General features: G+C 41.2%; 14 protein-coding genes. 6 read left to right on the top strand and 8 right to left on the bottom strand.

Going from position 1 to position 14,489, the window contains the following annotated elements; all coding sequences use genetic code 11:
- Nucleotides 1-7: 7 nt before the first annotated feature.
- The gene (locus H6G75_RS08395) at nucleotides 8-1,120 is read right to left on the bottom strand and encodes a D-alanine--D-alanine ligase family protein (RefSeq protein WP_190979491.1); all 1,113 of its coding nucleotides are present in this window, start codon (nucleotides 1,118-1,120) and stop codon (nucleotides 8-10) included.
- Nucleotides 1,121-1,319: 199 nt separating this feature from the next.
- On the opposite strand from H6G75_RS08395, the gene H6G75_RS08390 reads away from it, so the two are divergent.
- Nucleotides 1,320-2,168 carry a lysophospholipid acyltransferase family protein gene (locus H6G75_RS08390; protein ID WP_190979490.1) on the top strand — a complete coding sequence of 283 codons (849 nt, stop codon included), beginning with the start codon at nucleotides 1,320-1,322 and terminating at the stop codon, nucleotides 2,166-2,168.
- 23 nt (nucleotides 2,169-2,191) lie between these two features.
- On the opposite strand, the gene H6G75_RS08385 is transcribed toward H6G75_RS08390, so the two are convergent.
- The 6 genes from H6G75_RS08385 to miaB all read right to left on the bottom strand — a co-directional run bounded on the left by H6G75_RS08385 (nucleotide 2,192) and on the right by miaB (nucleotide 8,345).
- A complete protein-coding gene (locus H6G75_RS08385) occupies nucleotides 2,192-3,334 on the bottom strand; it encodes a hypothetical protein (protein WP_199337758.1) in 1,143 nt (380 codons plus the stop codon).
- Between the two features lie 60 nt (nucleotides 3,335-3,394).
- Nucleotides 3,395-4,183, bottom strand: coding sequence for an RNA ligase family protein (locus H6G75_RS08380; protein WP_190979489.1), 789 nt, complete (start codon nucleotides 4,181-4,183; stop codon nucleotides 3,395-3,397).
- 178 nt (nucleotides 4,184-4,361) lie between these two features.
- A complete protein-coding gene (locus tag H6G75_RS08375) occupies nucleotides 4,362-4,757 on the bottom strand; it encodes an HNH endonuclease (protein WP_190979488.1) in 396 nt (131 codons plus the stop codon).
- Entirely contained in the window at nucleotides 4,754-5,101 is a 348-nt protein-coding gene (locus H6G75_RS08370) for a hypothetical protein (RefSeq protein ID WP_190979487.1), read from the bottom strand. Before H6G75_RS08370 ends, H6G75_RS08375 begins: the two co-directional genes overlap by 4 nt.
- A 259-nt stretch (nucleotides 5,102-5,360) precedes the next feature.
- Nucleotides 5,361-6,935, bottom strand: a complete 1,575-nt coding sequence (locus H6G75_RS08365; RefSeq protein WP_190979486.1) for an RNA-directed DNA polymerase — start codon at nucleotides 6,933-6,935, stop codon at nucleotides 5,361-5,363.
- Nucleotides 6,936-6,980: 45 nt separating this feature from the next.
- Nucleotides 6,981-8,345, bottom strand: coding sequence for a tRNA (N6-isopentenyl adenosine(37)-C2)-methylthiotransferase MiaB (gene miaB / locus H6G75_RS08360; RefSeq protein WP_190979485.1), 1,365 nt, complete (start codon nucleotides 8,343-8,345; stop codon nucleotides 6,981-6,983).
- 101 nt (nucleotides 8,346-8,446) lie between these two features.
- On the opposite strand from miaB, the gene H6G75_RS08355 reads away from it, so the two are divergent.
- From H6G75_RS08355 to H6G75_RS08345, 3 genes are all read left to right on the top strand, one after another.
- Nucleotides 8,447-8,656 carry a hypothetical protein gene (locus H6G75_RS08355; RefSeq protein ID WP_190979484.1) on the top strand — a complete coding sequence of 70 codons (210 nt, stop codon included), beginning with the start codon at nucleotides 8,447-8,449 and terminating at the stop codon, nucleotides 8,654-8,656.
- A gap of 141 nt (nucleotides 8,657-8,797) precedes the next feature.
- Nucleotides 8,798-9,922, top strand: coding sequence for a magnesium chelatase ATPase subunit I (bchI, locus tag H6G75_RS08350; RefSeq protein ID WP_190979483.1), 1,125 nt, complete (start codon nucleotides 8,798-8,800; stop codon nucleotides 9,920-9,922).
- A 67-nt stretch (nucleotides 9,923-9,989) separates the two neighbouring features.
- The gene (locus H6G75_RS08345; protein ID WP_190979482.1) at nucleotides 9,990-10,277 is read left to right on the top strand and encodes a hypothetical protein; all 288 of its coding nucleotides are present in this window, start codon (nucleotides 9,990-9,992) and stop codon (nucleotides 10,275-10,277) included.
- A gap of 195 nt (nucleotides 10,278-10,472) precedes the next feature.
- On the opposite strand, the gene H6G75_RS08340 is transcribed toward H6G75_RS08345, so the two are convergent.
- Nucleotides 10,473-11,318, bottom strand: a complete 846-nt coding sequence (locus H6G75_RS08340; RefSeq protein WP_190979481.1) for a fasciclin domain-containing protein — start codon at nucleotides 11,316-11,318, stop codon at nucleotides 10,473-10,475.
- A 427-nt stretch (nucleotides 11,319-11,745) separates the two neighbouring features.
- On the opposite strand from H6G75_RS08340, the gene H6G75_RS08335 reads away from it, so the two are divergent.
- Both H6G75_RS08335 and H6G75_RS08330 read left to right on the top strand, forming a co-directional pair.
- Nucleotides 11,746-12,537 carry a glutathione S-transferase family protein gene (locus tag H6G75_RS08335; protein WP_190979480.1) on the top strand — a complete coding sequence of 264 codons (792 nt, stop codon included), beginning with the start codon at nucleotides 11,746-11,748 and terminating at the stop codon, nucleotides 12,535-12,537.
- 171 nt (nucleotides 12,538-12,708) lie between these two features.
- Nucleotides 12,709-14,448 (top strand): ATP-binding protein, encoded by a 1,740-nt coding sequence (locus tag H6G75_RS08330; protein WP_190979479.1) that lies wholly within the window; start codon nucleotides 12,709-12,711, stop codon nucleotides 14,446-14,448.
- The last annotated feature ends 41 nt before the right edge of the window (nucleotides 14,449-14,489 follow it).

Genomic DNA, 14,489 nt, shown 5'->3' with positions numbered 1-14,489 from the left:
AATTAATTCACTCAGCACTTGCAGGCGAATGTCTTTCTAAAGCTAGTTGTACTAACCTATCTACCAATTCAGGAAAAGCTACGCCGCTATGAGACCAAAGTTGAGGATACATACTAGTAGCAGTAAAACCCGGTAAGGTATTAATTTCGTTGATTAAGATTTCCCCGGTTGCTTCTACATAGAAAAAATCTACCCTGGCTAACCCTGCTGCATCAACCGCCGCAAAAGCTTGTAATGCCATATCTTGAATTTTACGACTGATATCATCTGGCAGTCGTGCGGGAATGACTAAATCGGCTCTACCTTCGGTGTATTTAGTTTCGTAATCGTAAAAGTCGCTATCAAAGGTAATTTCGCCAATAACTGAGGCTTGGGGTTGGTCGTTACCTAATACGGCACATTCTACTTCTCTGGCGACAACTCCCGCTTCTACAATGATGCGGCGGTCGTAACTAGCGGCTTGGTCGAGTGCAGTTTCTAATTCTGAGCGCGATCGCACTTTGGCAATACCTACCGATGAACCCAAGTTAGCAGGTTTGACAAAACAAGGATAGCCCAATGTCGCTTCTATCTCATCACAAAGTTTGGGGAAAATACAAGGATTTGACCAAATTTGCGCTCTGGTTAAGGCTTTATATTTAACTTGGGGTAAGCCAGCTTGCTCAAATGCCATTTTCATCGCAATCTTATCCATCCCCAGAGCCGAACCTAGCACCCCAGAACCCACAAAGGGAACTTGCATCAATGTCAGCAAACCTTGAATTGTGCCGTCTTCCCCGTTGGGGCCGTGAAGAATGGGAAACCAGACATCCACTTCTGCAACTTGGGAAGGAGATTGCCAACGTTCTAGGGTTTGGGTTTGAGAATTGGTGAGTTGATTTTGTTCTGAGTTTGGGGAATTTGCCGATTCTATTAAAGGCTTACCAGAACCTAATACTTGTTGTGGCACGTCCCCAGCTAACCAACGTCCATCTTTTTGAATGTAGAAAGGCAAGATTTCGTACTTATTAGCATTTTGTTCTGCACTTAAGGCTTTAGCGATCGCTCTTGCTGAACTAATCGACACTTCATGTTCGCCAGAACGTCCGCCAAATAACAATCCCACCCTGAGCTTAGTCATTGTCTGTACCTCTACACTCTTATCGCAGATAGCGTATCACACCCTGTCAAAGTTGCTATATTTTCCTTTGACTAATAAATTTTCTGCCACTATGGATGAGCCAAAATCACTCCATATTTAGGTATGTTTGTTTTACAACCACAAACGGACTAGTAAAAGGCCGTGGTCAGATTTTTATAAATACTGTTAAGATTTTTTGATGTTACAAAAGCGACATACTTTGGAAAAAAAACTCGGTTGGTCTTTGGATGAGCGAGATCCACAGTTCATCAAATTGATGATGCCTTTATTAGGCCTTTTATATCATTACTATTTTCGGGTGCAAACTAGTGGTTGGCATCACATCTCACCACAGCAAAAAGTTCTGTTTGTCGGTTCTCATAACGGCGGACTTTCAGCCCCCGATATGTTGATGATGATGTACGACTGGTTCCAGCGTTTTGGTGTAGAAAAACCAGTATATGGTTTGATGCACCCCAGAGTTTGGGAGGTTGCACCACCTCTAGCACAACTAGCTGCCAAAATGGGAGCAATTATAGCTCATCCTAAAATGGCATACTCAGCTTTGCGTTCTGGTGCAAGTGTGCTGGTGTATCCTGGTGGCGCAGAGGATGTGTTTCGACCCCATTATTTAAGAAATAAAATTTATTTTGCTGGCAGACAAGGATTCATTAAACTGGCACTGCGGGAAAATGTACCGATTGTACCAGTGATTTCGGCGGGAGCGCATGACACCTTGATTGTGTTGGCAGATATATATAAAGTTCTCAACCAATTTCATGAATGGGGAATGCCTTGGTTATTGAATATTGATCCGGTGGTGTTTCCAATTTACTTGGGTTGGCCTTGGGGATTAGCAATTGGCCCCCTGCCGAATATTCCATTTCCGGTATCTATTCATACACAAATTTGTCCACCAATTTTATTTGAACGCTATGGTAGGGAAGCGGCAAGCGATCGCAGTTACGTTGATGAATGCTACGAATTAGTTGTGAGTAAAATGCAGTATCAATTAGATCAGCTAGTCTTGCTCACCGAAAAATCTTGATTTCCTGTACCAAAAATAAATTTCTAACTAAAATTAATGCCCCATTTCTTGAGCAGTATTGGGATCATTTTTTTAATGAACCCAATTAAAAGAGGTAGGAATGGTGCAGAAACAGTTAGTAAGAACTGACGAAAAGTCTGAACATCAAAAGGCCAAACTGGAAATTTGTCAGTTAAGGCGTAAAAAGCTCGTAGGTTTCTAATTTTTTCTGTACCCTGTTTCAGAGTTTCGGCATTACCAGTCAGACTGGAATGAATCTGGGCATAATCAGCTTGAAACTGCCGCGCAATTTCATGCAGAAGTTCTTCTTTTGCTTTCTTCATACCTCTGTGAGCAGCTACTAAAGGGCCGAAAAAACAGACAATAGATAATAAAATATCTAATGGAATAATTAAGTGAACAAACCATAAATTTTGTCCAGTACCTCGTGTGATAAACTGGTACTCAATAAAGCCAACCATCAGACCTAAAACCGCAGCTAAATATGCAGTTTTAATTGCATAATCACTCAGAGAACGAAGTCCACCACAACGGTCAGGATGTAGAGGATTAACGTTAAATTGTTTTCTAGCTAATGCTCTTTTTAAAATACTATGCAGTATCCAGACATTCATAATCAGATTAATCACTAAAATACTACCTAAGTAAACCAAGCATAAGGTAGAGATGCTAACAATTAAAATTGGTAGAGGATGAGAGCTTGTCCAACTATTTTGTAATTTGAAGCGTGTCCCAAAAACAAAAAAACTAAAAATAATCCCACTAATAAGAGCTAAAAAGATACGCCATTTAGGTTTATAAGCATTGAATGAAATTTGATTAATTGCTTGAATTTCTGATTCTTCAATTTCTAAAACATCAGATTCTTCTAATTCCTGAATTACAAAATCTATAGCCTGAAAACTCCATAAATAATAGCCTAGAACAACTGGGTTAATCAATAATAACCATATCCAAGGCAATATATCTTGTAGTAGTCCTACTTGCCCCTTTGGCAGCCATAATGTATTACTGATCCAAGCAGTAATTAAATAAATGCTACTACCAATCAAAATACCTAATATCCCAAACGCTAAGGGAGAAAGTTGAAATTTCTCTAGTAATAAATATGCAATAGGATCAAACCGATAAAGATTGCGTTTTTGCAATGATTTGATAATTGTCATTTTTGGTTAAAAGTTTTAGGCGTAGTTAAGCAGAATTTTAGTATAAAAAGATAGCTTTTTCTAGTTGAATTCTACTTGATCACTATTGCGGCGTTTAGTATGGCGCTGGTAATCTTCAAAACGCAATTTAGCGATCGCACTCCGGGAAATAGTTCTTGCTACAATACCTTCGGCTCTACCCTTTGCACCTACATCTAAGGCTACATTAGTTTTCGGTAAAATTGCCAAAAGAAACTCGTGTGCTTCCTCTATGCTAGTTGGTAAAGCTGTAACTTTTGCCAGTCGCGGTGTGAGTTCAAGTTTGTAATCTTTCGCTGTTTTACTCAGTTGTTCTTCATCCAAAAACAGTTGACCTCCATTGTCTCGCCATGCCGACAGTTGCTTGGTAGACTTGGCAAATAATGTATCAATCTCTGTGAGAACAGCAATGTCAAATAGCCGCCAGCCTACTTTTTGTTCGGCAGTATATTGTTTACTCGCAGAGGTAATCTTACCACCGTACAGTTCCAGATACACAACAGTGATACAATCCTGAGAAGGCGGTAAAGAATCAGCAACATCTTTGAGTGAGTTGACAATTCCCAACGCAGGATTACCAATCAAGTCCCCTTTGGCAAATAAAAGCTCTTCTCGACTGCCTAAAACAAAGTTCCCATCAGGTAGCAAAATTATCCGCGAGTTTGTACCATCGACTTTTTCCGTCAAAATTACCTCACCGTCAAAAATGACGGTTTCTTCCAACAATGCGCCTTTGTCTCCCAGCGTGTGATAAGTTGGAATGCTGGGATATTTAGTCATAGAGTTGAGTTTATCTAGGTCACAACTCCGTAATGAAAAATCGTCACTCATATAAATATTGTATTATGCAAAATACAATTGTAATATATAGGTTAAGCGATCGCACTTCATCTCAACAATAGGATAAGCGATAATTTCTTAGAGTTTGCCCCATCCATGTTAGTTAGTAGTGTTGGTGTGGCTGGGTGATTTGATGAGTGTCGAGCGATCGCTTTATAGCATCAACAAATTATGGTAATCTCTGCCTTTCTGTAATTCTTTCTTCGTTATTCATTTGCAATAAATGAACAGTAGTACGTCCTACATCCCTCAAGCCCACAATAGTTAGTTCTGAAAAACTGAAGTGTTCAGACCACTTTTGAGTACGAGGGTTAAATAAAAAACTGAAAACACCTGTTTGTGGATCAAAAGAACCTAAATCAGTACCTTTGTGACGATTACAACGCCAGCAAGTAAGTGCTAAGTTTTCTGCATCTGTTTTACCACCATGCTTTTCAGCAATAATATGGTCGATTTCATGGGGGAAGAACACTACTTTAGTTGGTAGCAAACAATACTCACACTTGTGATTAGCTCGTTCTTCGACTAAACGACGCAGCGCAACTGGAATATAACTTAAACTCACGATTGAATGTCTAAATAAGCTAAATTACCCGTTTTAATCATGACCATCAAATGCTCAATCCTTTCGTACTCATCTAGTTCTTTTAATTCCACAGGTGTGAGTTCCCCAGCCTTAGAACGTGTTACCAAAGTATGTAATCGCTCTTGCATTTGTGGTGTCGGTTGAAATTGGGCAATTTGTTCGGGTGTGGGATTGCTGGCTAGAAAGTCCAGAATATATCGATAAATTTCTGCGGGGATTGCTGGTTGTTGCAAACTTAAAGCCAGTAGCTCTGGTAAGCGATCGCCAACTTGTGCTAGTTGTTGAGATAATTCTTCTGATACTTCTAGGGTAATTTTTGGCATATATGCTGTTGGCTGATTAGTTTGGACTAGAATCTTGAAAATTAATGTTAGCAATCAAATGACTAACCCATGCTTGAGATGAAATAGTTTCTTTTACAAAACGATTTGATTTAGCTTTTTGGTGATCAAATTTGTACTCAGCCAAAAGTTCGTCATCAGAATTTTGTGATTGTTTAGAAGGTGTTTCGCTGATGATTTGTTATTTAGTTAACATTGAAGCCATTTCAAGAGTTGTTTAGTGTACGGCTAGATAGTAATTTCAACTGCCAAATGGGTTTTGTTTTGCCCACTTCATCACAGCTTTTTCCAGAGGATCAAGCCGGGGTTCAACAGACTTATACCAATGCTTTCGAGCATCAGGAGACATACAACTAGCTCCTGCAAGCAAGGCTCTCCGCGGCCAATGAGATTCGTTAAAAAGACTTCGCCATTGGGATTGAAACCAATGACGCTGTGAGGCTCGACCCATTGCAAGAATCAACTGTCGCCGACTTAACATATCTCTAGCCGAACCAAGTAACTTAAAGAACTGATTTTCGTTACCCCATTCTGTCGAGCGAGTGAATATATCAAGCGCCCACATTCTATGGTAATCAAGTTCACTGATAATCGAATCTTCTAGTAAATTAATTAACTTTGCGCCTATATCTCGACGCTGTTCATTAGATAAATTACGCAAATTATTAAGGTAATGAATAATATCCGGAAATACTGGGTGAAGCACATCTAAATGATTTAATACCTCGCTTAATAAAACTGAATCGCCGAGTTGTCCCATTCGCCGCAGAATAAAACGAAGAATTCCTAAATCTGGCTCATTTTCCTTATGAATTTCTTTATGGAAAAGCACAACAAGGTTTAATGAATCTACAAGTTTTTTTTGTTCTGGCTTCAAATTTTTATATTCAATACGTTCATAACGACTGCCAAGACCCAAAACTGAAATAAGCCGATCAAATCGAATTTCTAATGAATGAACTTCTCTATCTTCAGGTGAAGCTAAATAGCGTTTTTTAAATATTTCTTTACTTAATATGTTAGTTTTTTGTGGTTGCAGTGTAAGTCCATGATTACGAAACAAAATATCAGCTAAAAATGCTAAGTGCCGATAAGCTTCTGCATAATCTTTTGCGAAAATACGGTAATCATCATTGAACCGAATGAAGCGGACACTATTTGCTAACAACGCTTCATCCACGTCTGCGAGAGTAATCTCAGCCAATAAACGTGAGGGAGCATTCCCAACTGGAATCCCGAAAGTTTCGGTTCCATTCCAACCCGCTAACAGTTGCATTATTGCTTTTACGTGAGACTGATGTTTAGTAGAACTTTGCAAAGCATTTTCTAGCCTATGATGATAAATGCGTGAGTAAAAATCAGCAATATCAGTTACAACAATGAACTCTACTTGTTCATCTTTTAGCAAGAGTTGAGTTTGATTTTGAAAATTGCTGTAACCCAAACTTGGATCAAAAATTTGTCCATCTGCCGTGGCTTTAAAACGATATGAGAAGACTAAATTCTGATTTGCAGGGATTCGACTGTTTTCAATATCAGAAGCAATTTCTTTAACAGTGGCAGCAAATACGAGAAAATCAAGTGGATCAAGTTGTGTTATTACTCTAAAACCGTACTTAGCTTTTGGTGAAAGTAAAGTACGATGGGGACGTACTTGCCAATCTAGAATATTTTGTGCTTCAATCCAAGAGCGTAAATTTTGCCAATCATGTTGAATAGCTTCATACTCAAAAGGAAGTGGAAATACATCAGTATCTCCATACTTTAGAGCGTGTGCTAAAGCCCAATTGAGACTATTTTGTTTAAGAGTCAACATACCTGTTAAATTTTAGAGGTGATAAATATTCACTCAATACAAGCATTAAACAGGTAAAGCTTGTCGTACTTCTATCGGTTCGCCAGTCAAGCTAAAAGCGCGAACTTCGGTGATTTTAACTTTCACTAATTGCCCTTTGAGTTCATTAATATCGCCTGTAAAAAATGTCAGACGATTACCGCCTGTGCGTCCCATAACTTGAGTTGGATCTTTGGGGTTTTGGTCTTCGACTAATACTTCTTCGATGCGACCAAAATAACGCTGCGATCGCTCGGCTGCTTTAATTGCCACTAAATGATTTAATCTTTGTAGGCGATCGCTTTTGACTTCTTCACTTAGTTGATTTTCCCATAATGCCGCAGGTGTTCCGGGGCGCGGAGAATAGGCGGCTGTATTTAATTGGTCAAACCCAATATCTTCCACCAATTTCAAGGTATTCTCAAACTGTGCTTCTGTTTCACCAGGGAATCCAACTATCGCATCCGCACTAATTGACGCATCCGGCATATACTTGCGAATTGTATCAATGATGCGGCGATATTTTTCGTGGGTGTAACCCCGTGACATTGCTTTTAAGACATCGTTATCCCCAGACTGGAAAGGAATGTGGAAGTGTTCGCACACCTTGGGTAACTCCGCACAAGCTTTGATTAATCTTTCCGTAAAATAACGGGGGTGGCTGGTAGCAAATCTTAAGCGTTCTACTCCCGGCACATCATGGACGTAATAAAGTAAATCTGTAAAGGTGTGCAGATGTCGTCCTTCTGATGTTGAGCCGGGTAAATCTCGACCGTAAGCGTCAATATTTTGACCGAGTAAAGTTATTTCCTTGTAACCTTGTCTGCCTAACTCTTCCATTTCGGCGCGGATGGCTTCGGGGGTGCGGGACTGTTCTACACCACGCACGTTGGGAACTACGCAATAAGTACAGCGTTCATTACAACCGTAAATCACATTCACCCAGGCGGTAACTTTGCTATCCCGGCGCGGCTGGGTGATGTCTTCCATAATATGCACTGGTTCAGTGGCGACAACTTGATTACCGCCAAATACTGATTCCAGCAAATCTTTCAGGCGGTTGGCGTGTTGTGGCCCCATCACTAAATCTAATTCTGGGACGCGGCGTAGTAGTGCTTCGCCTTCTTGTTGAGCGACGCAACCAGCAACGACTAATGTTAAATCTGGTTGTTCGTGTTTGCGCTTGGCTTGTCTGCCGAGGTAAGAGTATACCTTTTGTTCGGCGTTGTCTCGAATTGTGCAGGTATTGTAGAGGATGACATCTGCATGATTGGGATCTTCGGAAAACTCAAAGCCCATGTCTTCTAAAATGCCAGCCATGCGCTCTGAGTCGGCTTTATTCATTTGGCAACCGAAGGTAGTAATGTGATAGCGGCGTTTAGAAGTGGTCATGGGAATTGTGCTTAATTAGCGTGATTAAATATGCTTGGTTTCTGTTTCTATTCTATTAAAGTATAGAAAAGACTAACTGATGGAGGAGGCGATCGCTTTATATGGTTCAAGAAACTGTATCATCAGAAAACCTAGCTCCCGCACCAGACATCAGCCACATCGTTATTGAAGATGATACCCCTGTGGATAACTTTCGCTCAGAAAAACAACAGCGTTTGTTAACCGAAGTTTTGTACACCTCTTGGAACAATCCCACAGGTTCCGAAAGATTTATTGTAGCTGCTAATGTGGGAGTTTCTGTAAGTCACTGACCAAATTAGTGAAACAGTAAGACTACCCTTGTCCTCCTTGTCTACCTGGTCTCCCATTCCCACTCCCAATTCCCTATTCCCCCCGCCCCCAACTGTGGCACAATAAAGAACTGTAATAAAAAAAGTTATTAAGGTAATTTAGTGACTCCAACTGCTCAATCCACGGCAAGTGCGCGTCGCGTGGTATTTCCATTTACGGCAATTGTGGGCCAGGAAGAAATGAAACTGGCGCTGCTGTTGAACGTGATTGATCCCAAAATCGGTGGTGTCATGATTATGGGCGATCGCGGTACCGGCAAGACAACTACTATCCGGGCATTAGCGGATTTGTTGCCAGAAATCCCTGTAGTTGCTAATGACCCCTTCAATAGTCACCCCAGCGACCCCGACTTGATGAGCGATGAAGTCCGCCAAACAGTAGCACAAGGTGGGGATGTTCCTGTAGGCCATAGAAAGGTGCAAATGATTGACCTGCCTTTGGGTGCTACAGAAGACCGGGTATGCGGTACTATCGACATCGAAAAAGCTTTGTCTGAGGGTGTGAAAGCTTTTGAACCAGGACTATTGGCAAAAGCTAACCGTGGTATTCTCTACGTGGATGAGGTCAACTTGCTTGATGACCACCTCGTAGACGTATTACTCGACTCGGCGGCTAGTGGCTGGAACACCGTAGAACGGGAAGGTATTTCTATCCGTCACCCAGCGCGGTTTGTGCTTGTCGGTTCAGGAAACCCGGAAGAAGGCGAATTGCGCCCCCAGTTACTCGACCGTTTTGGAATGCACGCCGAAATTCATACGGTGAAAGAACCTGCGTTGCGGGTGCAGATAGTAGAACAACGCTCGGAATTTGACCAAAACCCGCCACAATTTTTGGAACAGCACAAAGCTGACCAAGAAGCACTCCAGCAGAAAATTGTCAATGCCCAAAATCTGTTGCGAGAAGTCAAAATTGACTATGATTTGCGGGTGAAAATTTCCGAAGTTTGTTCAGAGTTAGATGTAGATGGTTTGCGTGGTGATATTGTGACCAACCGTGCAGCCAAAGCCATAGCCGCCTTTGAAGGACGTACTGAAGTTACTCTTGATGATATCCGTCGCGTGATTACTTTGTGCTTGCGTCACAGGTTGCGGAAAGATCCTCTAGAATCCATTGATTCTGGCTACAAAGTGGAAAAAGCTTTTGCTCGCGTTTTTGGCGTAGAGTTGCCAGAAGAAGATTCTGCAAAGAAAAATGGTACCGGACAAATTAAAACGGGTGTGCGCTAGTTTTGCCCGAAAATAAAAAGTAGGGGCGTGTAGCACCGCGCCCTGAAATTTATTTGCTTGATTGAGTATGAGATTTTGGCGCTTTTGGTTCAACAGTGTGTTTCTGTCTAGTCAATACGAACCAGCCCGATTTATCGAGTTTGTCATGCTAGTGCTGACATTATTACTGCTTGGTATTTGGGGGTTTACCCAAGAATTACCTTATATGCTCCTGTGCTTGAGTTATGCCATTGGAGCAGCTATATCTATGTTAGTCCGAGAAGCGATCGCACCCTCACCAGAAGCCCAAGTTTCTCGCTTCACCGCTTTATTATTACTGTTAATCAGCCTCTACTGTTTCTTGGATTTTCTCTAATTATTTAACTAAGTTATGGCAGTCGCCAAGTTGTTTAGGACATCGTAAATAATCAAACTTAGATACCACAAAGCTTTTAACCCGCGATCGCACCAGAATAGACACAAGACAATGTATAAGGGGTGAGATGGAAATCTATAGCTTCTACACCCCCACACCCTTATACCCTTACACCCAGTCTTAACGCCCTAAAAACTACAAGCTAGGTGGTAAAATCACAGTGTCGATGACATGAATTACACCGTTGCTGCCTTGAATATCTGGCTGAGTAACTTTGCCATCATTCACGGTGACACCAGTGGCAGCATCAACTTTGACATTAATCGTATCTCCTTGCAAGCTCTTGACTTCCCCAGATTTCAAATCAGAAGACAATACTTTGCCCGGTACGACATGGTAAGTCAATATTTTCACCAGAACCTCTTTGTTTTCTGGCTTTAACAATTCTTTTAAAGCATCTTGGGGTAATTTAGCAAAGGCCGCATCCGTTGGGGCAAAAATGGTGAAAGGCCCTGCACCTTGTAAAGTATCTATCAATCCAGCTGCTTTTAAAGCTGCGGTCAGGGTTTTAAAAGAACTGCTCGATTCCGCCAATGCTACAACAGTTTTCTTAGAATCACTGGTTTCGTTGGTGGAAGTTGGTGCTGGTGTTTCGGTAGCTGGTACTTCTGTTGCGGGAGGTTTTGCTGGTGTTGCTGCTGGTGGTGTGACGGGGGCTGCTTCAGTCCGACTACCACGGTTATAAGGAGGCTCATCAAAAATGCTGGGACGGGGATTTAGCCCTCTGTTTGTAGGTGTTTGAGCAACTACAGTTTTGGGACGAGTGTTGTTTTTATCTGTAGCGATCGCAGGCTGAACTGGTGTATAACTAACATTTGCCTGTATCCGTTGACTGCGATTGTAAGGAGCTTCGCTAAAAATGCTGGGGTTGGGATTTAGTACTTCTTTAGCTTGTGATGGTAAAGTGACCAGGAAACTTATCCCTGCTAATCCTGCCATACTTGCTATATTAGTCAATAATTTGCTGTAATTCCCCTTCATAAATTTTGTTTGTTTTGATTTATCACAGTTTACATAAAGACTTATATCACTTTGCCACCCAAAAAATCTAACCTGAAAAGGAAGATTTTTAAGATAAATTTTATTTTTTGTACTATTAAATTTTTGGCAAATAAATATATTAATAGCAGACGGGGCAAATTTGCAAATTATTTCGGAATAATTTATAGCTCCCCAACTTATCGAAGAAGTCAGGTAGATGATGGAGAATAACTTCTCTAAATTTAGAAAAATAGCTGATGCAGGAAAATATAGACCTGAAAATTTAAAACTTACTCAAAATCCATGAGCTAAAATTACTGATTTTATTCATATTTCTTTGATAGATTTTATTTTCACTTGCCAAATTTTCGAGAAGTGAAGATAAAATTAGAGAGTTATTTTCTCACTCAGTAATCAGGGATATAATATGCTGGAATTATACCAATGGGAACTGTCGCAATACTCAGAAAAAGTGCGATTAATTCTCGATTACAAAGGTTTAGAATACCGTAAAATCGAAGTTACCCCAGGTATCGGACAGATAGAATTATTTCGCCTCACTGGTCAAAGACAAGTGCCAGTATTAAAGGATGGTAATCGATATATTGTTGATTCTACAGAAATAGCTAAGTATGTAGATGCAAAATATCCAGAACGCCCACTCATACCGCAAAATCCCAAGCAAAAAGCTTTAACCTTATTAATTGAAGAATGGGCTGATGAATCAATCGGGATTAAAGGTAGAAAAGCTCTTTTTGCCGCAATTAGTCAGGATCAAAATTTTCGTAAATCCTTATTACCCACATCCACACCAGACATATTCCGTAGTTTAGTGGAAGGCGTACCCAGTGATATTTTGACAGTCCTGGGCTTGGGTGTAGGATATAGCCCAGATGTGGTGAAAGCAGCGATCGCTGATTTAAAACAAGACCTAGAAGCAGTAACTTTATTATTGACAGATAGTCCTTATCTCACAGGCGATGAACCAACTTTAGCTGACTTAGCCGTGGCTGGTTTATCCATATTATTGAAGTTCCCCGAAGGCTCTTATCTAGATTTACCAGCCAGTTTAAGAGGTCAAGGCGTGCCAACTATAGCAAATAACCCCGATTATCAATTATTCTTTGAATGGCGCGATCGCCTGTATGCTCAATTTCGTAAGCCATTAATCGGCGCTTCTCCCGCAGGTTCAGCACCAACTTCGATTCAAATAGATTAGTGCTGAGTGCTGTACACTGAGCGAACTTGTACTGAGCGCAGCCGAAGTAGTCAAAGTGTGAGTGCTGAGTGCTGAGTGCTGAGTAAAAGAAATAGAGAATGCGGTGGCGAGGAGAAGAATAAATGACAAATGACCATTGACTTTTGACTCTTGACCAATGACCATTAACCAATGACAAATGACAAATTGGTAAAACCATTAGGTTCGGTAATCCAAGGCTCACTAACTGGCGGATTAGAAGTAAGACTACACCCGGATATTTCTGTAGAAGATATGCGGGTGGGTAAGTTTTTAGTTGTCCAAGGGATGCGATCGCGGTTTTTCTGTATGTTGACAGATGTATCCCTCGGTACAGCTAACGCCCGGATTATTGCTAATCCGCCCAGTTGGGAAGATACTTTTTTACGAGATGTCTTAGCCGGAAGCGGTACTTATGGAACCATCGCCTTAGCGCCGATGTTGATGTTTACCCCCGAATCTAATGAGTCTTTTTCTTCCACTAATGGCAAATCTGCAAATCCTTTTGTTCCATCAACTACGGGTTTGGCTTCTTTTCAACCCCAAACTAGTACGACGATGGAATTACTTCCAGTCAAAACTATTCCCAGTCACTTTAGTCAGGTTTTTGACGCGAGTGAAGAAGATTTTCGCCGCGTCTTTGGTTGGGAAGATGACATCCAAAGAAAGAATTTTGCCATTGGTAAACCATTAGATATGGATGTACCTGTGTGCATTGATTTAAATCGCTTTGTGGAACGCAGTAACGGCGTTTTTGGTAAATCTGGTACAGGTAAATCCTTTCTCACCCGCTTAGTTTTAGCTGGTGTGATTCGCAAAAACGCGGCGGTAAACTTGATTTTTGATATGCACTCGGAATACGGTTGGGAAGCCGTCGCTGAAGGTAAGAATGTTAATACTGTTAAAGGGTTAAAGCAATTATTTCCGGGGAAAGTGGAAGTTTACACCCTTGATCCTGAATCAACCAAGCGGCGGGGTGTGCGCGATTCTCAGGAACTATATCTCAGTTATGAACAAATCGAAGTTGAAGATATTAAATTATGCAGTCGTGATTTAGGACTGTCAGAAGCCGCGTTAGACAATGCCAATATTCTCTATAGCGAGTTCAACAAAGCTTGGATTGTGCAACTGCTGAACATGACGAACGAAGAAATCGAAATGTTCTGTGAAGAAAAGCGGGGACACAAAGGCTCGATAATGGCCTTGCAACGCAAACTCTTGCGCCTAGACGGGTTGAAGTATATGCGGGCAGTTTGCCCCCAAAACTACATTAATAAAATCTTACAATCTCTAGAGGCTGGCAAGAATGTCGTGGTAGAATTTGGTTCCCAGTCAAATATGCTCTCTTATATGTTGGTGACAAATATGATCACCAGACGTATACATGAGCATTATGTCCGCAAAGCTGATAAATTCTTGCAGAGCAAAAACCCTAACGATCGCCCCACACCTTTGATGATTACCATTGAAGAAGCGCATCGTTTTCTTGACCCAGCCATTGTCCAAAGTACTATCTTCGGCACGATCGCGCGGGAACTGCGAAAATATTTCGTAACGTTGCTAGTAGTTGATCAACGACCGTCAGGGATAGATAATGAAGTTATGTCCCAGATTGGTACTCGAATCACAGCCTTACTCAACGACGAAAAAGACATCGATGCCATTTTTACGGGTGTATCTGGCGCAGGTGGACTGCGATCGGTACTGGCGAAATTAGACTCCAAACAACAAGCCTTGATTTTAGGTCATGCCGTTCCCATGCCAGTAGTTGTGCGTACTCGTCCTTACGATGCTACTTTCTATGCCGAAATCGGTGATCCGGCTTGGGAGGAAAAGCCAGACGCAGAAGTATTCGCCGCAGCAGAACTAGCTAAAGCTGATTTGGGGTTTTAAATTGTAATTGGTCATTTGTCCTTTGTTCAAGATGATTCTGA

This window comes from Nostoc sp. FACHB-280 (assembly GCF_014697615.1).
Taxonomy (GTDB): domain Bacteria; phylum Cyanobacteriota; class Cyanobacteriia; order Cyanobacteriales; family Nostocaceae; genus Nostoc_B.
The sequence above is the reverse complement of the archived record's forward strand: the minus strand, read 5'-3'. Positions and strand labels throughout refer to the sequence as shown.

Coding starts and splice junctions, on each gene's coding strand:
- H6G75_RS08395 (WP_190979491.1), bottom strand. CDS start 1,120: ATGACTAAGCTCAGGGTGGGATTGTTATTTGGCGGACGTTCTGGCGAA.
- H6G75_RS08390 (WP_190979490.1), top strand. CDS start 1,320: ATGTTACAAAAGCGACATACTTTGGAAAAAAAACTCGGTTGGTCTTTG.
- H6G75_RS08385 (WP_199337758.1), bottom strand. CDS start 3,334: ATGACAATTATCAAATCATTGCAAAAACGCAATCTTTATCGGTTTGAT.
- H6G75_RS08380 (WP_190979489.1), bottom strand. CDS start 4,183: ATGAGTGACGATTTTTCATTACGGAGTTGTGACCTAGATAAACTCAAC.
- H6G75_RS08370 (WP_190979487.1), bottom strand. CDS start 5,101: ATGCCAAAAATTACCCTAGAAGTATCAGAAGAATTATCTCAACAACTA.
- H6G75_RS08365 (WP_190979486.1), bottom strand. CDS start 6,935: ATGTTGACTCTTAAACAAAATAGTCTCAATTGGGCTTTAGCACACGCT.
- miaB (WP_190979485.1), bottom strand. CDS start 8,345: ATGACCACTTCTAAACGCCGCTATCACATTACTACCTTCGGTTGCCAA.
- H6G75_RS08355 (WP_190979484.1), top strand. CDS start 8,447: ATGGTTCAAGAAACTGTATCATCAGAAAACCTAGCTCCCGCACCAGAC.
- H6G75_RS08345 (WP_190979482.1), top strand. CDS start 9,990: ATGAGATTTTGGCGCTTTTGGTTCAACAGTGTGTTTCTGTCTAGTCAA.
- H6G75_RS08340 (WP_190979481.1), bottom strand. CDS start 11,318: ATGAAGGGGAATTACAGCAAATTATTGACTAATATAGCAAGTATGGCA.
- H6G75_RS08335 (WP_190979480.1), top strand. CDS start 11,746: ATGCTGGAATTATACCAATGGGAACTGTCGCAATACTCAGAAAAAGTG.
- H6G75_RS08330 (WP_190979479.1), top strand. CDS start 12,709: ATGACAAATGACAAATTGGTAAAACCATTAGGTTCGGTAATCCAAGGC.